Consider the following 23,871-nt stretch of genomic DNA (forward strand, 5'->3'; position numbering starts at 1 on the left):
CGGGCTTTGTACTGTCGCCTTTTTTATATAAAATTTGCTGTATCGAGCATGCTCGGGTGCCAAAATGTTCGTATCTAAGATTCAAGTAATGAGATAAATAATTTGGTATGTAGTGCTTCCTGTTAAAGCATTGCTAGGGAATTAATACTTAATGTAAGTCTAATTAATATCTAATGCAAAAGAATGGTTTTAGCCTTATTTTTGGATTTTAGTTATTTATAAAGGGGTATGTGTGCTACCGTGCGTTTACATTTTTGCAACATTTGTGCCATGCATGTCATACATATTGTATTGCATGTAGCTTGCATGTAGCTTGCATGTACATAACATAATGTATGACATGTCTGTTGTTGCTTTGGCTTATGGATCTAAAAGTTATGATATCTCCGAATTCGCTTACCTGGATAAAAAAATTAACGACAGTTGCAGTATCTCTGTGCGTTGTGTTCCTAATTTTTCTTTATTTATACAATTTCAGACCTGACACCGGTTCACTACCATCCGCGCCAGATTTGAGTTCGGACGATGTTACGATTACGCCAGGGCTAATTGTGGTGAATACCAATACCGAGTCAGCTTTGAATGAAGCGATTCAAGCGGCGAAGTCAGACCCAAATTGTGTTGATGGTTGTGTGATTGATATTCGTGAAACAGGTCATATTTCACTGAGTAGCGCCTTAAATAAAGTTACGGATTTTAATCATCCGATTTGGCTGCTGGGTAATAGTACTAGCACAACGACAATTGACGCAGGTAGTAAAGATCAGCATCTGTTTGTAGATAACAGTAAAGACGGTTTTTTCGCGCTGCAAGCCGTGACGTTGAGTAGTGGTTACGTAAAAGGTGGCGATGCGACGGACGGTGCTGGTGGCGGATTAGGCGCCGGTGGTGCCATGTTTGTCAACAATGGCATGGTGATTATAGAGCACGCAGCAGTTACGGGCAGTAAAGCGGAAAAAGGTACTTCACAAGGTAACGCTGGTAGCGGTGGTCGTTATAATGATCAACCTGGGGGCAATGGTTCTTCTGGCGGCGGCATGAATAGCAATGCAAAATATCGTCCTGTTGACTCTATACCAGGAGCTGCGGGCATAGGTGCAGGTCCATGTTGGGACGATGACGGTTGTAATGCGACTAAGAGACAGTTCGGTAAACTTGGTGGTTTTGGCACTGGCGGTGGTTCTGCTGGAGGCGGTGGCGGTAGTCATAGCGATGCTGCTGATGAAGGTGGCAATGGTGGCGGCGGTGGCGCGGGTGGTTTTGGCGGCGGCGGCGGCGGTGGCGGTGGTGGCGGCGGTGACGACGATACTTTCGGTGGCGATGACCCCGGTGCTGGTGGCCCTGCTGGCGCAGGCGGTAGTGGGGGAGGTAAAGAAGGAAAGGGAGGTAACACTGGCAGTACGAATGGTGGTGCTGGTGGTTCTGGTGGTTCTGGTACTGCTCTAGGAGGCGGTATTTTTGTTCGTGGTGATAATGGCGCTAAATTAATCGTTAATAATGCGAGTTTTAGCGGCAATAGCGCCGACAATTCAGCCAATGCGATTTTTGACTGGAACGGATCTGCAGCTACAAGCAAAGATAATAATGCCACTGACTACAATAACAGCCAACTCACACTTAGCTTGTCGGTTGTAAACCTTGATGGTGTTGATCAAACACGCTTTGTTGAAGGTGAACGCGCTAACTTAGTGATTAACATTACTGGTAGCGTCGGTAGTAAAGGTATACCTGTGTATCTATACCTCTCTGATCTTGCGAGCTTGGCGGAAAAAGGCACTGGAAATATCGCACAAGACAGTAATACAGACTTCGCGTGGAATGGCTCTAACTTAATCAAAATCGAGTTGCCAGCAGAGCAAACTGAAAAGTATTACGTAAACTTACCAAATGCCAAAGGCACTAATGAGCTCGGCGTCTATAGCGGTATACAGCTGTATTTAGATAAAGTGTTAGAGGGTGATGAAAGCTTTACAGTGTCACTATTAGCAGGGCCTGACTATCAACTCGCCAACGATAATATCTCGCAAACAATTATTATCGAAGACGCCAACTATCAGGTGGAACTACTGCAAGACGCAGCGATGAATCACACTGTTATCTGTGATGCGGCAGATGCGTTAGAGCAGCGTGCGCAAGTTCCAGAAGTGGATTGTAAATCGGGCGGTCGAGTAAGTCGTATCGACGTGAACGACCTTAAAGGTTTGGGTTATGTGACTATGCAGGCCAAGCGTCCGATTAATTTCTTTCGCGATGGAAAAAACAGTGGCTTACCGAGCAACTGGACAGTAGACGATAGCAAGCACACCAACTTCATTACTGGAGAGTTATTTAATAATGCCTTGGCGGGCGGCTTACCCGTACATTACAGTATTGCGGGTAAACCGAGTGATGTTCTCAGTAATCAAGTTAATTACAACAATGAACTATACGCTGCTATTGACAATGAATTGCTGAATTTAGATGGTGCGCAGGTGTTTAATGCTGTGGTGATTCCTGTTACGGAAGTTGAGTCGGAAGAAGGCAGCTCGTTACCACCGGGCGCTGCTCGTATTTATTTTAGCGCATTGCCAGATGCCGTAAAAGACGCGACACAAAGCTTTACTCTATCGCTCGAAGCATTTCCTAACGATCCTAGCTATGACGAGGATAATTTCTGTAACGACGAAAACCTCTCGGTTTGCGAGGTGTTATATAATACGCCTGCGGGAGATTATCAGTTCTATACGGTGACAAATGACAACGCTGCCAATAATGCTAAATTAACTGTGCACGATAGTGGTGAATTTATACCAGAAATAGTGATTATCGATGGGATTAACGGCGAACCAGTGACGGATGACAATGATTCTAACAACCCGTTATTAATCGATGAAAATGGTAGTCTGGTTTTTTGGGTTAAACTAGGGAGTCAACCCACTGCAAATGTTGTGGTTATGATAAATAACCAAGAATTAATCTTTGGTGATAATAACTGGTATTTATATCAATCTATTAGCATTGCAGATGGCAATTGGGAGAGCTCAATTTCCGTCACCGTAAGTAGTAGCGACGGTGAATATAATGAGGATCTTAACCGTACGTTGACACCAAGCGACAACCCTACTCGCTTTAAAATCAAAGAAGCGGCTATACCGCAAGTAAGTGCCCGCGAAGTGCAAGTCGGCGTGCAAGCCACCATGGAAGACTATCGGGAAGGATTTTTAGATTACCCAATCTTCAATGTGGTGTTGAGCCAGCCCTTACCTGTCGCCGTTGTGGCGAATGTTACGTCCGTCATAAACAGTAACACCAAAACCTATAAAGTCGCCATTCCAGCATGGCAGCAAGTCGCGCAAGTGGCCATTCCCGTGGCTGACGATAGCTTAGTGAATGGTGATCGCTTACTGAGTGTTACTGTTAATTCGGTGGTAGATCAAAGCGACTCTGTGTTAAGTAATATTCAAGTCAGCGACATGCACACGGCGACGGTACAAGTAAAAGATGACGAGCAGGCGCGTATTTTAATCAGTCAGCATTTGCCAGATTCTTCTTCCAAAGGCGACATGGTGCGCTTGCTGCCAGAAGTGGAGATCCTTGGGGTTTCCCCATCGGGTAACTTACAAGTACAGCAAAACGACAGTCGAATAAAAAATATTGTGATCTCCCAAGTTAAGGACGGTCTTGATGATAAGGGGGGCAATATCACTCAGCATGGTTTGTTGTACGAACTTGTGGTGAATACTCCGGGATCAACAGGCCAAATATTGGAGTCTGCACCTTCGACAGATTTTAAGTACATAGTGTTACCGGATCAACCTTACAAAGCAAAAATCAACGACAGTGATGATCCTCTGACATTAGCGACAATTCCATCACATCATATTGTGCGCCAGCGCGGAAATATTATTGTCGATCAAACCGGCTGGTATACCTTTAGCTACCAGGAACAAGATAATCAGCGTGTTGAATTGTGGATGAATAGCATCGATGATTACAGTCAAAACAAAGGCTTAATTGCTCCTTACTTCGAAGATACAGATCACAATGGGATCCCCGATGAAAAACCGGTTGCAGAGTCTAAACCCATTGCCCTAAAAGCGAATACACGTTATTACCTCGAAGCCCTGTATGAAGCGCCAAGCACTGGGCAGTTCCAAGCAGTGCAAATGAACTATTCATTCTCTGACGTCGAGCCTAATCAATATCCACAAGCTAGAACGGCACACAACAGCGCGACACCGGTTCCATTGGAATGGTTGTCGCCAGCGACGGTTGATGGCGGGTTTGTGGTGGAAGTGTATGAAAATATTGGTAGTGAATCCCTAGATGCATTTATGCAATCAGAGGCGTTCATTCAAGGTTTACCGAGCCGCATGGATATTCTGACGGACAAACTGGAGATACCTACAACAGATTGGAACACTGATATTGGTCGACGTATAACAGTCAATATTACTGCACCGGAAAGTGGCGAATATCAATTTGCGTTAGCATCAGATGGTGATGCTAAAATGTACCTGCTTGATGTTGATGGTAAACGTGAAGAGATCAGTTGGATTAAAGGTGCTGAAAAGTACGGCAGTTACAGCATCGAAACCAAAAAAAATGACTATGTTGGCACTAACGTAACTCGCACCAAGTTTAATTTGGCGCGCTCTAGTGACGGTATTAATGCAGATACACCATGGGAAATTGAATACACTATGGCAGAGGACACAAAAGGGACTAAGCCTTTTGGTGCTCACACTAACGTTACAATGTTTGAGGATATGACTTCTAATGGACATATTTGCCAAGACGATAATTTAACAACTTCTGACGAAGGCACAACGACGACCGCAGGAGCGCCGGGGGTACAGACTAACGTCTTATATTTCGATGGACCAGGGGGGTGTGATTTCTTTACGGATGATTACGACGGTAAATCCCTATCACTGATCTTCCTAGATATGCCTGCTACGTATACTCAAGAACATTACACTAATATTATTCTCGATGGCCACCCGTTGGACAAAGGTCCTGATTATCCTGGTATCCGTGAATGGTACTGGGATGATGTAGCAGAGGATGAAGAAACTGACGGACAACGAAATTCACAGCAACGTTCAGCGTTATTAACGTTCACTCAAGGTAAAGAATACACGTTAGAAATAGTGCAAATAAATCCACGTGATGATGACCATTTGTCCGTCGCGTGGAAGCGCCCGAGTGTTGAAACCTTGGAGATTATTGATGCTACTAATATTTCATTCACTCGATTTATCTTGCCTGTTACCTTGCTAGAAGCCTCTGACGCGGGTGTTGAAACAAGAAGTGATGCCATTGATTTACGTTTGAGTGCATCACCTTTCCTCTATAAAGGCCGTGAATATCAAGTAACCTCTGTGACTTTGGCTGGTGATCCAAAAGGTCAAGTTGAAGGTGTTACACCGCACCAAGCTCCAGGCTGGCTAGAGTTCACCTCTGGCTTTTCGGCAAGCCTAGTTAAAGACAGTAACCTGACTGTCGATAACACAAGCAATGTAGAGATTACACTGCAAGATCGCCCTACCGATCCTGCCGTTGTCAGTCTAAGCGTTGGTCAAACTCAGCGAATTGGCTTCCAGCTTGCTGGCGAGCCTGCAGACAATGCGAATATTGTTATCGATGTTGCTATTGAATATCCAGACACAGCGACTGGTAACAGCGCAGAATTGGGTCTGAAGTGTATAGATGGTGAGGGAGATAGCTGTAAACAATTTACTTTTAATTCCCTGAATTGGTCTATTCCACAATACGTTAATGTTACCGCAATAGCGGAAGGGCCTGTGGTAAATGTTGACTATGATCCCAGTTTGTCGAAAGCGACGGTAAGAGCGACGCAACGAGATGCTTCTGGATCCACTGATGATTTCGATACCGATGCGATCACAATCCAAATTTATCCAAATATGGCACTAAACGACACCATATATTTCGCAAAATCCAGTGGCGAAGCAATCAACAGTATTGGTTTCACCGAAGATACGTTAGACAGCATTAAAATGAAAGATGGCCAAGGCAATGATCTTGGCTGGTTCTGGCGTTTGGAAAGCGGAAAATTACTGGGTTCAAAAATAGTAGATGGTGACTACGGTATTATCATTAGCGCTATGAGTGATGATGAAGAGGCTGGACTTAACATTACACCAGTTCCAGAGCATGCAGACCCTGTAACGTTCACCGCAGCCGTAGAGCTTAATAGCCAATACTATACTGACATTGGTGACATTGGTGACATTCGTGATGTGGTTACAGTGTCGGGTATTCAATGGATGATCAATGCAGACCAGCAAGGTGCACTTGGTACTTTGGTTATTAACGCTGGTCAGCCAGGGCTAACCTTAGCCAACCAGTTAGTTAGCTCAAGTTCTGAAGCTTTCTCTGAACTTGAGTATTTTAGCTACCAGCCTAAAGGACGTGAACCAGTGCGTGCGGCACTAAATGAAGTGCTAGTCACTGAATTCGGTGAAATTACACTCGTCAATGGAAACCCTGATATTAAGTGGTATTTTGAGCCGAATCCGCGTCCACAACCGCAAAATCTCAGTTTTAGTCTGCATTTCTCAACTGGCGAGCATGCCCCAAAAGAAATTGATTTGAGTGAATATAATAAAGCTTCGGCTCTGGCTACCTGCATGAGCGCATTACCAGATTTCAGCCAGCCGCGGGTTGTACTTAGTGGTTTTTCTGCTGTGCAGGAAAACGCTGACGCACAAACGTTGACGGTGATGCTTAAATCTGCAGATGGCAGTGAAGTTATTACCGCAAGCGAAAACATCAATGTGTACTACACCGTAGCACAGCTCGGTGTAACCGATCCGGGTAATAAGGCCTTAGATCTCGCACCGCAACCTAGCAGTGATAACATTACCTTGCATAAAGCTCGTGCGCTAGAGTTGACCAAACCTGTTGTATTGCAAGAGAAAAATAGCGTTCGATTTACTCTAGAAGCGTGGGTCTATCCGACAGAAAGAGACTCACAGCAGGGCATTTTTTCGGGTCTTGATGCAAGCGGTCAGTCAATAGATTTACTGTATTTGTCGGATGGCCAGTTACAGGCATTTGGCGGACTGTCGGCAGCGTTGCCCAGTAAGCTCGCGGCAGATATTGGTTTTCATATCGCGTGGCAAGTAGGTGATTTAGGCCAAGCATTATTCGTTAACGGTGAAAAAATTACGCAAGGCGATATCTTATCTAGCGGCAGCGCGTCGTTAATGCTCACTCATATTGGTAAGGGTAAAGCAGATTACCTGAACGGTTTAATAGATGAAGTTAGGGTGTGGGGGGAAGCACGTTCAGATCTAGAAATTGCGCAAAACTATTACACCAGTTTGGTCTCTCTATCTGACAGTGGCAATGCTGGTTTACTTGGGTATTGGGCATTTAACGATTTTACCTTGCAGCAAGCTGAAAACGAACTACTCCTGCTTAACCAGAACGGTGAACACATTGATACCAGCTTGCAAGTCAACCAGCAAGCATTGTGGAAAATTCAGCGTTCTGCTACGGTCAATATGGATTATGAAGGGTTAAGTAGCCATGCACAGCAAGTGCAAAATATTTTTGAACTAACACCAGAAATGACCGATGGGAAAAGTACGTTTGCCATCGGGGACCTCAACAATGACCAACGCAATGATGTGGCTATTGTTAATCGCCGTGGAGAGTTGAGTTTTATGCTTTCAACACCAGCTTCTAAAGGCGTAGTTGAAGTTAAAGCTGAGCATTATCAACGGATCACTACTGATATTAATTTAGGTCATGCTGCGCCTCTTGCATTGGGCGATATTGACGGTGACCAAGATCTTGATCTAGTTGCGGGTTTGAACTCTGGCGAATTAGCTCTACTACGTAATATAAGTAATACTGCTAATATTCGTGCTGGTGGTGGTTTAGCTAATAGCGCATTACAATTTGTTGAGTCACAAAACGTTGAGGTTCAACACCGCACACTCGTTAAATCCCAAGAAGAACCGCATATATTCGCGCCTGCTTTTGTGCCGACTAGTAGCGGAAAACTGCGATTATTACTCACAGCTAAGAACCTAGTATTGAGTTTTGATGTAGATACGGATGATCAACAATGGCAGTTGCGCCAACGTGAACGAGATAGTTCGCCATTTGCACAATTATCACTCAGTAAGCGGCTACAGCAACGTAATATTACTCCGCAATATGTGGACTTAGACCGTGATGGCGACCAAGATTTGATCCTTGATACTTTGGGTAATTTACCAGGGCAAACGCCTGGTGCGCTGACTTATTATGAAAACTTTGGTAGTGACGCAGCTCCAGTGTATTTTCCTGCGCCGCGCAGCCATATTGCGCGTTTCTTACAGCAATCTGCGCGTTACCTTGCTCCTGAATATCGCCGCGTTAACGTTAAGTATCATCCGTTCGATCAAGTCGCTTATTCGCAATTCGCGGATATGAATAACGATGGCTTTGACGACATATTGGTCAGTGATAATGCTGGACAAATTAACTTGTTCACGTCACAAGGTTATGATTTTGTAACTATACCAGAAGGCAGTAGCAGTGCAGATATTACATTTAACATAATTGATGATGCCTATGTGGAAAATACTGAAAGTATTGTAGTGCAGCTGGTTGAGGGTAAGCCTGAGCAAGCGCAGTATCACTACGCTGCAGGAGAAGACCGTGCGATTATTAAAATTGAAGATAATGATCAGCCAGGGCTAGTATTACTCGATGCTACTGGTGCAGAAGTTCTTACTGTAGTGAAAGTGTCAGAAACTGGCGATGCGACTGCTTACCAAGTCAAATTACAGAGTCAGCCAACACGTGAAGTATCTCTTCGTGTAGCGAGCAGTAATCCGGTTAATGGGGGATTACTGGCGTTGGGGAGCAGCTTGGAAGCTGTGCCCGAGGACAGCGGTTTTACCGATACTATTTTTGTGCAATTCACTGCGAATAAAAATGACTGGAAAATACCTAAAGTATTCTGGATTAAAGGTATTGATGATCAAGTTGATGATCCCAGTGCTGAGTTTGTTATAGCGGTCGTAGCAAGTAGCAGTGATATTGCTTATGACAAGCAAGCCGCAGTGCTCTCGGCAGTGAGCAGTGACAATGATGATAAAGCGGTGGTTAGTTTAGAATTTACTAGTTTACCGAATGTTGATGCGATGGGCGCTGTTGTATCGAGTGAAGGGCAAGTGAATGCATTAACAGTGAGTTTAGCTGCCCAACCTACGGCTCCCGTTATGTTGACATTGCAACCGACAGACAAGGAGCTTACTCTTTTCCCACAGCGTAAGCTTGTGCGCGCGCTAACAACTAATGATGATAGCCAGCAAATTCGCCGCATTGATAGCAGAAGCATTCACCGTGAAGCTAGCATCTTAGGCTGTACATTACCAAGTAATGCTGCTGGTATTGTAACTAAAGGCGATTACGGTAATTGGTGTTGGCATGAGTCTGGTGAATATCAGTTCCAACAAATGCGATATGCTGAGCGAAATAAACCACTAGAGCAGCTGTCATTTATGGTCGACAATAGTTATGGCAAGCTTAGTACCGAGACTATCAGCGCGCGTTTATCCGCTGCGGATGTTAGCAATAAATCACCTGCCATCGAAGTGATTAATCTGTTAACGGGAGAAATCATCGGCACTAGTGCTAGCGCAGAGCAAGAACTCTTGCATACAAATAATCTGGTTCTAGACGTGCAGGCCCCTGTTGTGAGTTTTGGTGTTCGCCCTAGCTCGAAGATTAGCGGCGATGACAGCATCACATTTACTATCACTGGTACCAGTATAGAACATAAGTTTATCTTTACAGCACATGACTGGCTGCAGTGGCAACGCATCGATGATGAATCTCTTGACTATAATTCGAAAGTGAGTATATCGGCTATATTCACTGGCGAAGGTGGTGACTCTATCTATGGTGAAGACCGTAATTTAACTGTTGTAGGTAAGTCTACACCACGTCTAGTGTTACAAGATTGGCGTATGGCGCTTACCAAAGGTGGCGCACAGCTAGCGGATAATGATGATGCCGCTGTATTCACTGATGGAGGTGGCAAGGTTATCCTCAATGTGCGTTTATCTGTCACTCCTGAGGACCGCGTGGATGTTAGCGTTGTGGAGGACTCTAGTGCGACGGTGAGTTTCACCAAAGAGAATTTCCAACAATGGCAAAAGCTTGTAGTAAATGCTGATAAATTAGATTCGATTCAGATTCAGAGCAAAGATCACAATAGCAATGATTATGCTTCGGTCCGTTCTCTTACTGTTGTGAAGCAAGCTATGGGCGAAAGTTACGGTAATTTCTTCGAATACGCTGGTAATTTAGCTGGAGACAGCTTGTCCTTGTACTTTACGCCAGATAATTGGCAACTAGGACAAACCTTTACTGTAAGTGCCATTGATGACCAGAAAGTGGAGTACACCAGTGTATCAAATATTAATGTGCTGCTGGCAAATCCTGAGCAAGCCTTGTCTGGTGACATAGGACAACTACGCTGGAATTTCGACGGTACGCTAAGCTACGCTTTACGACCAGACCTTCATGAAGGTTTATATGTAGAGCAACGTTTCTACTTTACAGATGATGATGCGAGTTACAACAACCGTAGCCTTGATATTACGGTACGCGTAAGCGAGTCCATGTATAAAGGTGAACCGACACTGAGTTATGAAGTTCTGGGTTATGTGGATGCGCCAGTTTGCGTTCTAGTTGACCAAAATTGTGAGGATATGCCTGCGTCAATCAGCTTCACGCAAGTGGGAAATAATTTTGAATCTAATTTGGATTTAACAGCTAACTTGACTGGTGTTGCACAGCAGCCATTAGCAGCGGCCTTCCTTGCTCGCTTACAAGACCCTATCACAGTAAGCATCGAAGACAACGACAAACCTGTTGTACGCGCAGGGGTAGATCTTAACGCCAGTGAAAACAGCCATCCTGGCTATTTCACTTTATCGGTATTAGATCCTGTGGGTATTCCCGGTGGATTAGGCGTGCATTATCGTGTTATTGGCGTTGAAGAGGGGGCTGAATTTGGCGCAACCGCGGAAACAGTACCACCATCGGGAGGAGGCTTAAACGATCCAGGACCCGATTTTCAAGCTTACGATGTGATCAAGCAAGGCACCTTGTTTATTCCACAAAACAAAACTCGTGTCAGTTTGCCGATCTTCCCAATCGATGACTTCACACCGGAAGAAAGCTTAGCGGCCCGCTATGAAAAAGTGGTACTTATTATTGAACCGCCAGTAGGCAACGGTGATTACGACGGCGATCAATATCTGTTAGATGAACGCAATCCACAATATAAAACTGCAGGGGTGCGCATTATGGACAACGAAGAAGTTGGCCTGAAATACGTATTTCCAATGCAGGGGTTGACCGTGGACGAAGGTAACTTCAATGGCTTTAAGGTGGGTTTGATGTCCCAGCCACAAACACAAGTAAGTTTAGATTTCTATAATACCAGCGTGCGACATGAAAATGCTTTTGATGGTTCTTTTTTCAATGTATCCAGTGTGATATTTGATAACACCAACTGGAACCAATGGCAGACGATTGATGTGCAGCTGTACAATAATCAAAGGGAAAATTACGATAGTAAATCGCCACGCTTCAGTGACCTTTATTTTACTTTGTTAGATAGTAGTTTGGTTTGTGCGGATGATCCAACGAACCCAAGTTTGTGTGAGCCGTTTTACAACAATATGAAAGGGGCGCTGAATATGACGTCGCCGGATAATGATAATGACGGTGAAGCCAAAGTGGTGGAAATTAGTGACGTGATGATGACAGACCAGGAGTCAGGCTTCGGTACACTGACACCACTTAAAGGTACGGATGGTATTTTTGCGGGCGACTTTGTATATGTGCTTAGCAACGGTGACTATGGCAGTGCGGATCACAGTCAAGACATGTTGAAAGCGATAAGCCAATCAGCCAGCGGTGAAATTTATGATGTGTTTGATTACACCATGGAACCATTGCAAGGCAGCGAAATTAGCCAGCAAGTGGCGGTGCAAATCAAAGCTTTAGAGCGGATTGAATTTACCGAGGTGATAGATCAAGCCGGCATCAGCTTCCCTGCTGGGAAATTCGGTAACTTAGTCTTCAATTTCGATGGTAGCCACGGCAGATATACCTATATGTTTGATACCGCCGCGATTGAAGATGCTTTAGAGGATACCGAAGAGTGGCGCGTGACAGATTCCTTTGTGTTTGAAATGACTAGCGGCGTGGTAGGTGTGGCTGACGGTGAATTGCAGCAGGAATTTGTCGCCTTCAATATCGAAGTCAATAAATACCAGCAGGATGACAATGGCACTGACAAAACTTATTATCAAGCCCTGATCAATGGTAACCCGCCAGTCGCCTGTGAAGGAGCCGCCGACCAAACCGTATGTGTAGGGGCTGGATCGCAACGCTTCATTAGCGGCGACGTGACGCCAAACACCATAGGTGGTTCGGTAGCGGATAGTAGTGTGCAGTACAAGATTATTAAAGTAGGCCGTCCTGTTCTGGAGCCTGTAGTCACTCGGGTTAATTTACGCGATAGTGATGGTGCCGATTTATGGGCCGGTAACCAGCTGATCCATACTAATCAGCTCTTTGATGTCAACAGCATCAATGGCGCTGATAATCTAGTGCAAACAGGCGAGGTGTTACGGGGTGATTATGGTCAACTAACCTTAAATACTGATGGCAGATTTTGGTATCAAGTCGATTTAGCATTGCTGAATAATGATCTTGAATCCACGGATATGCGCCAAGTTAACGATGAGTTTGTCGTTCAACTTAGCAACCATGCTCGGGTTGCGATGTCTTTTGTTAGTACTTTGCAAGTGGATCAAAACGCAGAAAAACTGATCGTCACCATGAATGATGAGTTACTGGCACAAGATGATAGCAACACTGAAAAGTTTAGCGGCTCATTATTGTCAGCAGAGGACATGTTGGGTGTGGTGCGAGTTGGACGTTTGCCACATACGATACGTTTACGTGAGCAAAGTTTGCCACCGCAAGTATTAGCACAGGGACTTGCGGAAGCATTGAGTTTTATACAGCAGCGCTTTTATGATATTAGCGTACCTGTGTTTGGCCGTATGGGCGGAGGACCTACTTCTGACACAACGGGCAATAGCGCAGAATCCAAAGCTCCAAGTTTTATCGATCGTATGCTGTCGCTGCTAATCATGAGAATGACAGCCCAGCCGCATCTAACTACTGAAGAGTTAGCCAACTTGATCAATGCTGTGCTGCAAGCTTCGTTCGCTCAGTACAATGTGCCGCTGCAGGTTCTTAAGTTAGATAGTGAAAAATTGATCATGCGATTGTCATATACTTTGGGTACTAGTATTGCCAGCAATGAACTTAAAACCGATTTAGGGATGCCGAGTATGGGGCACTTCTCCGGTTCGGCAGCGGGTACGGCTAAGTTCACCGCAGACTTAGTGTTTGGCATAAATTTCCGCTCTGTTCAAAGTGGTGATGACGGCAATAACAAGATGACCCCAAATGTGTTTGTGGTGACAGAACAAGCAATGCTTGATGCATTACTCGGCGCGCCGCAAATAGAGCCTGTGAATATTTATGAACTGAAAACTTGGGAAAGTACCAGTGTGGGAAATTCCGGAGTATTGTTTGTCAACAGTAATGGTAATTTATTGGATAAGCAAATTCCGGCAATGGCACCAGATAATATTAAATATATTAACGAAGGACTGAAAGAGCATTACTGTTCAGAAGTCTGGAATATTTGCCCTGAGTTACGATGGAAATGGCTGGAAGAAAGCCAAAGTATGAATTGGGATTTAAGTTCTCGTGATGGAGTGAAAGATTTCGGCACCTTGGTTGGCTATGTAGTAAACGCTACGAGCGAAAGTGTTTATGGCGATGTGATTGCCATCACTTTGCGTCAGCCTGACTCGATTGGACCGAATAAAGTTACTCAGATCCAGCTAGGTGTTACTATCGATCCTGGTAATGTACTCGCTTCTAATCGTCAATCGGACTCCTTGAAAAAAGAGTATATACGCGGGGTGTTGGAGTATTTGAGTAGTACGAATACTAAATTAACTTATGCCAATGAGCATATTCGCGTATTTGATATCTACTCGCAAAACTATGGCCCTAACGATAAATCCATGACTGCCCACTCGTCGCAAACCATGAAATTAGGCTTTAGTGTTGGTGTACAGCGAGAGGGTTCAAGTGATCCGTTAGGTTACTTTCATCCGGATAGCTATGTAGCGAAATCTAAAATCACCAATGCTACTCCAGATGATAATTTGACCGCAGATGAAATTATCGTGCCAGTGAATAGTACCTATTCTGACAAAACCAAGTCGGTGACTACTGGATGTAATAGCGCTACAAGCAGTGAAATTTGGAAATGTGATACAAGCAACTCTCAATTAGTGGTGAGAGCTTCATGGCAGCAAGGAGGCAGTCAGTCGGAGTTATATTTCCCATCCGATAGGAATGCATTTAAAACTAAAAAAACTTACACGGAAACTGTGGCAGTTGCTCACGGTAAGTTGAAGATTAAAGGTAGGGTTCAAGGTTCCGGTACTAATAAAACAGTTAAATGGACGTGGAAATTTGCATCTCTGCCGGCTAAATCGCAGAATTTCCCCCCCAATTCTAACGTGATAGACGTACCTGTGATTAAGGTATACAAGCAAGGCGATAGTGCCTCTGCTGAGAAGCTAAGTTACAGCATCACGCGACACATGCTGATGTTCGCGAGTAACCAGCCGGGTGATGATAGTGAAAAGGCCTCTGCAATATCAAAATTGACTGGTGAACTGGCTGCTTCCATAGAATTTCGTGGTGACATGCAATTCTTCTTACTTGGCGGGTCCATCAATCAGGCGCGACGTATTCCAACCAATGTGGATGCGAGCAGTATTATCGCGCCTGATGAAGTATTTGGTCGCTTAACCGGTAAGATGAATGCTAAAAGCACTATTGTTAATGTAGAAGAAAGTAACACGGGCGATGCCCCTGCTTATGTCGTGGGTCAATACGGGGTGCTGGCCATTGCCAAAGACGGTAGCTACAGCTATTACCGTAAGCCTGAACTTGAACTAGAGAGCTGGGATCTAAAGTGTGGTGACTATGAAAAACTTCCAATCAACCCCACTGACGCCAGCTTAAAAGCCTTTTGTAAAGACTTGCTCGAAGTTGATGAAGAGGGCCGCGCCTTGTATTGGGATGATGAAACTCAAGCACAAAGTAAGATTCTAATAAAGGGTTACCAAGTTGACAACTGTGGCAGCTACACGGATGTCGCTGCTGGCAAGGCTGGCTGTACAGTGAATAACCCGAATGTGATATATGTACCAGAAGACGAGACGGAGTTAACTGAAAGCGGAGTATCATCTTTAGAAAGCGCAATTGATGTAGAGTTAGTGGGTTTAACTGGTTGGCAAGATACTGCTAACTTAGTTAACCGTAAAACCTTAAAGCAGGTGTGGGAGCTAATAAAAGTATCTGATACTGATGGTGTTATGTACGGACAAACTCAGTTAGTTGATGACTTCTTTATCTCTGTTACTAGTGATACAGCTTTTCGTAAACTGAGCTTTGAACTGGGTATCGATAACGGCATTCAAGCCATTTTTAATGATGTGCCATTTGATGGGTTAGCACCCGACACCGTATCGTATCCGGATGATGATGCGCTTGAGGCTAAAGGTTGGGCTGGTGGGCGTATCAACTACCACGAATTTGGTTTTGGGGAAATATTACAAGCTTCGTCGCTGGCTATTCAGCCTATGGCTGAAGCAAATATTTACCTGAGTGTAGCGCTTCGTGATCCGCGTACAGCTCATCAAACGGATGGGGTTGAGGGATTGGTTTACCTGACAGACTTTACCAATCCAAAAGATCTAGTATCTTATTCGCTCGGTGGCAATGCAGCGCTGTATGCGAAAATTAACGCAGGCATTGATACTAATTTATATAAAGAAACCGATGATGATGAGCAGTACCAAGGCTTCAGTATTCCCGGACCGTCAGTATCAACTAATATTGGACTTGTGGCGAACTACCAGTTTGAAGGTAGCTTCTCGGATGTATCCAGCCACGGCGGTGAATTTATGTTTGGTGCCTTTAATTTGGAACTAGATATTGGCGAATTTATTTCCGATAAACTGGTTGAGCCGCTGGGAGCAATGAGTAGCTTTTTAGATCCTGTTCAGCCGATTGCTAATGCACTCACCGCGGACATGAAAATTTTTCAGTCGCTAAACTTAACCGATGTATTTGATGCTAACTATGATGGTAAAATTACTATTTTAGAAGTACCAACGCCATTTATGCGTAGCAGTGGTCCGAAGGCTGAGCGTTTTCAGAAACAGTTGAAAAGCGTTAGTCGATTTCTGGAATTTATTTCCGGCATGGCACAGATGATAAAAATTGCTGGGGAACTCGGTGATGAACTTTCTGGGGCGCAAGCACTGGATGAGCGGATTATTTCACTGGATGGTTATCAACTATCGCCGGAATCTATTCGTATAGTGCCTTATCAAACTTCGTCGGATTTCACCAATATAGACTTATCGTTGGTGCCTTATGTAAATCAGCTAGGGCATATAGTCTTGGGTATTGATAAAAACTACCAATATATTAAAACCTTAGGTGGCACACTAACTTCATCCACAGTTAAACCTATGAACCCCGTGAAGCCGCGACCGGGTAAACCAAGTACACAGAAAAACACCAGCATGGGTAAGGTCAAGTCTCGTTATGCCGATTTACAACAGCGTGGCGTGGTAAGTTTCCCTATATTATCTAATCCTCTGGATATATTGAAGTTTGTATTTGGTGATCCCGCGGATTTAATGCTCATCGATACTCCTGATTTTAATTTTGATTTTGAGGTTGAAAAAGGTTGGCGTCCGCCACCTGCGCCAATTTTTAAAGGCAAAATATCAGGTCAATTGCAGATCATCTCAGATACGATGATCGGCATCGACACGGCCGGACTTCTTTCTGCTGTTTGTGGTAGTGATGCACCAGGGCCTGTGTGGGATTGCCAAGGTGAACTGTCTGCTGGCGAGCGTTCAATTCGCTTACTTAATAGCGTATTCCTACGCGATTGGAACGATCAGAGTTACTACGCTGGTGGTGATACCAGTGCAAATAAAGTGTTCTGGAAAGGTTCTGAACGCCAATTGCCGGGCATTACAGTGTGGGATAAGCATGAACTGGCAGGTAACGCCGAAGTGGATATTGGTGCAGGTATAGATCTTGGTGTGTTCGGTGCGTTCTTCCAAGGTGGTCCAGGCGTCGGTGGCGGTATTGATGTGGTTGACTTATGCGAACCAAGCACTCCTGACTTGTGCGATCCAATCCAAAACGGTGATTTTACAGCCGGAGGTGTTTACGACGGTAAAATTAGAGCCTATGACTTCGTGATGCAAATGATCAACGACCCGATGAGCACATTCGATATCGGTTTCACTTTCTACGTTGACTTTGAAGCTTATGTCGAAACCTTTAAAGTCAAAATTTGGGAAGAACTTATTGGCTACTTTCCATTGTTTGAATTTGATAAAGACGGTGCGCATTGGGCTGGCGGAGCAAAATCTAGTAGTGGTGTATCGCTCGCTGGTGCGATCCTATACTTTGACGCCAACAATAACCAACTGCTCGACCCTGGTGAACCGATGACCTTTACTGACGCTAAAGGCCTCGCCAGTCTCCACATTCCGTACCACTTGTACGACCGTAACCGCGATGGTCGTATCAGTAATCAGGACGGTACAATCCGTCATTTTGGGGGGATTAATGTAAAGACAGGCTTGGGGCAGATACAGCAGGTGGGCTTTAGGTAAATAGATAATTAATGAAAGGCGGCACTGAGAGGTGTCGCTTCTGTTACCGCGGCCGTTTACCTTATTGCTTTAAATTGTTAGGGTATTGTTACTATATTTTCAATTCAATAGGTAAAATTAATGAAATACGTTGTTTATTTGTCAGGTGAAATCCACAGTGATTGGCGCGAACAAATTATCAGTGGCTGCGAACAGAAAGGCCTCGATATTCAATTTACGTCAGCAATAACGAATCATGAAGCAAGTGATTCAGCTGGCGATTGTCTAGGTGAAGAAAGTACGTCATTTTGGCGAGATCATAAATCATCAAAAGTGAATGCGATCCGTATTCAAACCGCGATCAAAAATTGTGATCTTGCGGTCATACGCTTTGGTGATAAATATAAACAATGGAATGCAGCCTTTGATGCTGGTTACTGCGCTGCTTTAGGTAAACCTTATATTACCCTACATGATGAAAGCTTGATCCACGCTTTGAAAGAAGTTGATGGTTCGGCGCAATCTTGGGCTACGACACCAAACCAAATAGTGGAAATATTGACATATTTGGTCGCTAAATAACAAGTTTAATAAGTATTAAATAGAATCGGTCACAACAGCTATTGCCTCCAACACTGTTTACTGCAAAATAAGGTTAATTTAATTCCGCATAGGAGAATATGAATGATTGGATATGTAATGTTAGGGTCACAAAACATCGACGTTTCGCGTTATTTTTACAGCGCTTTAATGGACATGATGGGTGCTAAAAAAGTAGCTGATTCAAAAAAATTCTTAGCGTGGAGTTTTGGTGAAGACAAACCTATGCTCGCAATCGGTAACCCCTTTGATGGTGAAGATGCGAGTTATGGCAATAGCACCATGGTTGCTTTAAGTGTTTCTTCGACTGAAGAGGTCGATAAGCTGCATAAAAAAGCATTAGCCTTAGGCGGGCAAAATGAAGGTGACCCTGGTGTGCGTTCTGGTGGCTTCTATTGCGCTTACTTTAGAGATTTAGATGGTAATAAACTAAATTTTCATTGCAAGCCGTAAGCTTTACACAAAAGCTTACGATTTAAGGATAAGTTATGTATCAGGATGTAGTCCAAATTGTTTTCATCAAAGGTTATCAAGTACTGCTTAGCTTTCGTCAAAACACTGAATTTCTTGATCAGCAGTGGAGTCTTCCTGGCGGTCGAATTGAACTTGGCGAAGCCCCGCAAGTAAGTGCCATTCGCGAATCATTAGAAGAAGTGGGGGTTGATCCTATCAATCTCAACTTTTTAATTCAGTTATCTGATCCTAATGTCGATTGTCAGCATTACGTTTATGTGTGTGATGATTGGCAAGGTGAAATCATTAACGCCGAACCGCATTTATGCCGAGAAGTGACTTGGTTCGATATTGAAGCAATACCTCGTGTTTACGCACCGACAATACCGCCGATAATAGCTGCCTTAAAAAGGTATTTAGTATGAATATCGCTTTCTTTGATTTTGATGGCACTATTACCAACGAAGACGCGTTTACCAAATTCATCTTCTTTGCTACACCTAAAAGCCGTTTATTTGCGGGTATGATACTACTATCACCCGTTATTTTATTACACAAAACAGGCTTATTTCCGGCCGCTAAAATTAGACCAATCTTAGCTAAATTCGCATTTTGGAATCGCAGTGAAAAACGGGTGTTCGAGCTGGGAAAAAAGTTTGCTTTGGAGTATTTACCTTCGATATTAAGGCAAACTGCAATAGAGCAGATTAACTGGCACAAAGCCCGAGGTGATAAAATTGTAGTTGTCTCTGCGTCGTTAAATCCATACCTTTATTTCTGGTGTCTACAACACAATATAGAATTGATATGTAGTGAATTGGAATCAAAAGGTGCAGCACTTACCGGTAATTACGTACACGGTGATTGTGGTGGTGATAACAAAGTTACTTTAATCAACCATCGTATTGATCTATTAAAGTTTGATTCAGTGTTCGCATATGGAGATACCAAAGAGGACTTACCTATGTTGGAATTAGCTCAAACAAAGTTTTATCAATGGCGTGAAGTTGCTTAGCGGAAGTTCTTGTTTCAATAATCGGAGTCTATTGATGAGTTTAAGAGTTGTACCAGAGCTTTACTGTGTTGATATTGATGTAAGTAAGCACTTTTATGTCGATATTCTTGGCTTCAGTATTAAGTATCAACGTCCAGAAGAACAGTTTCTATTTCTAACGTTAGATGGCGTTGATTTGATGTTAGAAGGGTTAAATAGCGAAGGAAGAAAATGGCTAACGGGTGATATGAATGTACCATTTGGCCGTGGTGTTAATTTTCAGTGGGATACAAACGATATTGATAATATCTATGTCCGTATTCAGTCATTATCACCAAGCTCTATCTATATGGAACTGGAAACGAAAACCTATGGATGTAATGACCAGCTAGTCACTCAAAAACAATTCATTGTGCAAGACCCTAATGGATACCTGTTTCGGTTTTGTGAAGACAGTTAATTCGACGTCAAACACAGGGATGATATAGATGCTACTCACAGAACGACTCATATTACGAAAGTTTGTAGAAGGTGATAAAGATACTGTCGTTACGCTATTAAGCAATGCTGATTTCATGGCGTACTCTCCGACAGGTGCAATGAGTCAATCGCAAGCTGAATCCCGTTTTGAATTACTCTTAAACGCCTTTAAAAATCACGGCATTGGTAAGCTTGCGGTGATCGAACAATCTTCCAATGATTTAATTGGATACTGCGGTATTGAGTCATTCGATTATCACAATAATGCAGCTGTCGAATTAGGTTATCGCTTAAAACTGTCTGCTAGAGGTAAAGGCTACGCGTTTGAAGCCAGTCAAGCAGTGCTAGAGCTCGCAAGACAGCTTGGCTACCAGAGAATCTTAGCGTTAACGGAACCTGAGAATGCGGCATCTCAGCATATACTTTTCAAACTCGGCTTCGAATCTCGTGAGCAAGGACTGCATCAAGGAATGCCAATTCAGTATTTCGAAAAGAGTATCCGTAATTCCCTTTGCTAAATTACATCATCGTCATATACCTTCTAGTAAGGCCTTAATCAGCTCAAAAAAGTATGGTTTTTCGCTATTTAATTGTGATTTCTACGCTGTGCTGATAGTTTCGTTTAGAATTTTTACTCAAATAAACGGGCAAAGGGTACTTCGCAATGGATGCAGATATAAAATCAAAAATAGCTAAAGGTACGTTAGGTGGGGTGATTTTATCGATCATGCTATATGTAGTTTCACAATCATTTTTTTATGCCGAACCGGGATACATCTATCATGTACGAACGGTAACGGGTAACGAAGCTGTAGTGACTGAAATTGGTTATAAATTTTATCCATTTGGCCGCTATAATGCTTGGAAACGTGCGATGACAGTTCAGGCGGCTTCGGGGGCAATTAAACATGCCATTACGGCTGAAAAAGACCAAGATTCAGCGTCTGCAAGTTTACCGCCAATGAGTATCATGTTTTTAGATCAAGTGGATGCGAAAGCGGAAGCAACTGTACGATTTTCTATACCTTCTGATGAAGAAGGGTTCCTCAAGTTAGCCCATGAGTATTGTTCTCCTGAAAACTTGCTACGAACTGCCTTACTACCTGCTTTTAAGGAAACATTACAAGCTAATGCCTCATTAATGACTGCCGAAGAATACTATGCTGGTGGACGTACTGAGTTTAATTCTGAATTTGAACATCAAATGAATAATGGTATTTATTTAGTAAAACGTGAAGAAGTAGTTGTTCGATCTATGAAGACAGCTTCTGCGTCTGCTAATGCTGCATTAGGTAGTGAGCAGGAAGAATATGGTGAAGATACAAAAACGATATTTGTGGTTCGTAAAGTACTTGATACTGATGGTTTACCGCAGCGTAAAACCCAACGATTTACCGACTTTGGTATCACGGTAGTATCCGCATTAATTACTGACATGAATCCAAATCAGAAATTTATCGAGCGTATGCAATTGAAACAAAAAGCATCGGCTGATAGAGCGATTGCACGCGAACAACGTGTGCAAGAAGAAGAGCAGCGTTTACTGGTCATCGCACGTGGTGAGCGTGAAGTTGCTGAACGACAAGCGCAATCAAAAGTGGATCAAATCCAAAAAACCACAGAAGCTGAAACGGATAAACAACTGGCTATTACGAGTGCTGAGAAGTTAAAAGCAGAAGCGGAAATTCACCGTGAAACAGCACAAATTAATTTCGAAAAAGCTATTATCGAAGCTAAAACTCAGCGCACACTGGCTGACGCAGAGGCGTATCAAAAAGAAGTGATTTTACAGGCTGATAATGCGTTGGCGCAAAAGTTAGATGCAGAAATAAAGATCCAACAGTTGTGGGCGCAAGCTTATGCGAAACGGCAAGTACCGACGAATGTGTTTGGTAGCGGTGGAGGAGCTGGAGGTGCTCCTGTCGGTAATGATTATGAGACGAAAGCCTTCATGCAAATGCTTACTTTAGACGCCGCGAAAAGGTTAAGTTATGACCGTGATTTAGTTAAAGAGTAGAGGATGGTATTAACCATTTCTCGCCTTTTTTATTTTTTTGTCTTACACTGATTTTAATTTATACCACCTCGTAAAACAAAGGAAAAAAACATGGCTCTAGCAACTGCACGACACATTTTAGTAGATGACGAAGCAAAGTGTAATGAACTAAAGACACAAATTGAAGCTGGTGCTGATTTTGCTGATGTTGCAAAGCAAAATTCAAACTGTCCTTCAAGCGCTAAAGGCGGTGATTTAGGTCAGTTTGGCCCAGGTATGATGGTTCCTGAGTTCGATAAAGTTGTATTTTCAGCGCCTGTAAATACAGTTCAAGGTCCAGTGAAAACACAATTTGGTTATCATTTATTAGAAGTTACTAGCCGTAGCTAATAATCAATTATATTCCTCGTATCTTTCGTGATGCGAGGAATATCTCTGCTATTCAAACCAAGCTTAAATTCCACCCAGTATTTTATTACCCCTGTACCAAGAAAAGTAGCTTAGATTCAAATAATAAGTGCATGCTCGTCATTGTTTGACTGTACTATCCACGACTGAAATATTTTAAAGGTGTTCACTTGATTAATTCCCATAAATTCACCCTTGCAGGTTGTCTCGCTATTTTACTTTGGAGCACTATCGTTGGGCTTATCCGTAATGTTGCCGAGCAGTTAGGTCCCATTGGCGGTGCTGCGATGATTTACACTGTCAGCTCTGTATTTTTGCTGATTGTTTTAGGCGCTCCTAAGCTTAAAAGCTTTCCTCCTCGCTATTTACTCATTGGCGGTGGACTGTTTGTCAGTTATGAAATCTGCTTATCTTTGGCATTAGGAATGGCAAATAACCGCACCCAAGCGGTAGAAATGGGCGTAATTAACTACTTGTGGCCTTCGTTAACAGTCTTGCTTGCGGTATTTATCAGTGGCAAACCTGTTAACAAGCTACTTTACCCCGCGATTGCCCTGTCATTTTTCGGTGTCGCATGGACAGTGGGTGGTGATGAAGGTATTTCGATTAGCCAATTAACCAGTAATATTGCGACCAACCCCGCCAGTTATTCAATGGCGTTCTTTGGTGCATTCATTTGGGCGCTGTATTGCAACATAACGAAGAAACTAGCCAATGGTATGAATGGTATTACTTGGTTCTTTATTGGTACTGCGATTGCGCTTTGGATTAAATACTTGATAAGCAATGAACCTACTATGGTATTTACGACGGAAGCGACGTTTGACTTGTTACTCGCGGGCATCGTGATGGGCAGTGGTTATGCGCTGTGGAATATCGGCATTATCGGCGGCAACATGGTTTTTTTAGTCACGCTATCTTATTTCACGCCAATCTTATCGACCTTCTTTTCTGCAATGATATTAAATATCGACTTGACGACTAAATTTTGGGAGGGCGTGATCATGGTGACTATCGCGTCGTTAATTTGCTGGTGGCTGACGCGTGAAAAATCAGTAATAAAGGTGCAGGTTAAATCTAATTCATAGTTATTTTAACTAAATATCAGAATTTAGCTGCGGTAA

The 23,871-nt window shown here is 43.4% G+C and carries 10 protein-coding genes; all 10 read left to right on the forward strand.

The window, feature by feature from the left end; all coding sequences use genetic code 11:
- Positions 1-377: 377 nt before the first annotated feature.
- Positions 378-17,837, forward strand: coding sequence for a LamG-like jellyroll fold domain-containing protein (locus BT797_RS05100; RefSeq protein ID WP_075471254.1), 17,460 nt, complete (start codon positions 378-380; stop codon positions 17,835-17,837).
- 120 nt (positions 17,838-17,957) lie between these two features.
- The gene (locus BT797_RS05105) at positions 17,958-18,398 is read left to right on the forward strand and encodes a YtoQ family protein (RefSeq protein ID WP_045109744.1); all 441 of its coding nucleotides are present in this window, start codon (positions 17,958-17,960) and stop codon (positions 18,396-18,398) included.
- 102 nt (positions 18,399-18,500) lie between these two features.
- The gene (locus tag BT797_RS05110; RefSeq protein ID WP_075471255.1) at positions 18,501-18,869 is read left to right on the forward strand and encodes a VOC family protein; all 369 of its coding nucleotides are present in this window, start codon (positions 18,501-18,503) and stop codon (positions 18,867-18,869) included.
- A gap of 35 nt (positions 18,870-18,904) precedes the next feature.
- Entirely contained in the window at positions 18,905-19,294 is a 390-nt protein-coding gene (locus tag BT797_RS05115) for an NUDIX domain-containing protein (RefSeq protein ID WP_075471256.1), read from the forward strand.
- Positions 19,291-19,884 (forward strand): HAD-IB family phosphatase, encoded by a 594-nt coding sequence (locus tag BT797_RS05120; protein WP_075471257.1) that lies wholly within the window; start codon positions 19,291-19,293, stop codon positions 19,882-19,884. The genes BT797_RS05115 and BT797_RS05120 overlap by 4 nt, the downstream gene beginning before the upstream one ends.
- Before the next feature lie 34 nt (positions 19,885-19,918).
- On the forward strand, positions 19,919-20,323 hold the full coding sequence (locus tag BT797_RS05125) for a bleomycin resistance protein (protein ID WP_045109747.1): 405 nt from the start codon (positions 19,919-19,921) through the stop codon (positions 20,321-20,323).
- A 28-nt stretch (positions 20,324-20,351) separates the two neighbouring features.
- The gene (locus BT797_RS05130) at positions 20,352-20,861 is read left to right on the forward strand and encodes a GNAT family N-acetyltransferase (RefSeq protein WP_045109748.1); all 510 of its coding nucleotides are present in this window, start codon (positions 20,352-20,354) and stop codon (positions 20,859-20,861) included.
- A gap of 146 nt (positions 20,862-21,007) precedes the next feature.
- Entirely contained in the window at positions 21,008-22,360 is a 1,353-nt protein-coding gene (locus tag BT797_RS05135; protein WP_075471258.1) for an SPFH domain-containing protein, read from the forward strand.
- A 90-nt stretch (positions 22,361-22,450) separates the two neighbouring features.
- Positions 22,451-22,729: a peptidylprolyl isomerase gene (locus tag BT797_RS05140; protein ID WP_075471259.1), complete on the forward strand. Its 279-nt coding sequence runs from the start codon at positions 22,451-22,453 to the stop codon at positions 22,727-22,729.
- A gap of 188 nt (positions 22,730-22,917) precedes the next feature.
- On the forward strand, positions 22,918-23,835 hold the full coding sequence (yddG, locus tag BT797_RS05145) for an aromatic amino acid DMT transporter YddG (RefSeq protein WP_075471260.1): 918 nt from the start codon (positions 22,918-22,920) through the stop codon (positions 23,833-23,835).
- The last annotated feature ends 36 nt before the right edge of the window (positions 23,836-23,871 follow it).

The sequence above is a fragment of the Moritella viscosa genome (assembly GCF_900120065.1).
Taxonomy (GTDB): Bacteria; Pseudomonadota; Gammaproteobacteria; order Enterobacterales; family Moritellaceae; genus Moritella; species Moritella viscosa.

Bases quoted from the DNA above. Each gene is read 5' to 3' on its own strand.
- BT797_RS05140 (WP_075471259.1), top strand. From the start codon at position 22,451: ATGGCTCTAGCAACTGCACGACACATTTTAGTAGATGACGAAGCAAAG.
- BT797_RS05135 (WP_075471258.1), top strand. From the start codon at position 21,008: ATGGATGCAGATATAAAATCAAAAATAGCTAAAGGTACGTTAGGTGGG.
- BT797_RS05125 (WP_045109747.1), top strand. From the start codon at position 19,919: ATGAGTTTAAGAGTTGTACCAGAGCTTTACTGTGTTGATATTGATGTA.
- BT797_RS05115 (WP_075471256.1), top strand. From the start codon at position 18,905: ATGTATCAGGATGTAGTCCAAATTGTTTTCATCAAAGGTTATCAAGTA.
- BT797_RS05100 (WP_075471254.1), top strand. From the start codon at position 378: ATGATATCTCCGAATTCGCTTACCTGGATAAAAAAATTAACGACAGTT.
- BT797_RS05120 (WP_075471257.1), top strand. From the start codon at position 19,291: ATGAATATCGCTTTCTTTGATTTTGATGGCACTATTACCAACGAAGAC.
- BT797_RS05130 (WP_045109748.1), top strand. From the start codon at position 20,352: ATGCTACTCACAGAACGACTCATATTACGAAAGTTTGTAGAAGGTGAT.
- BT797_RS05105 (WP_045109744.1), top strand. From the start codon at position 17,958: ATGAAATACGTTGTTTATTTGTCAGGTGAAATCCACAGTGATTGGCGC.
- BT797_RS05110 (WP_075471255.1), top strand. From the start codon at position 18,501: ATGATTGGATATGTAATGTTAGGGTCACAAAACATCGACGTTTCGCGT.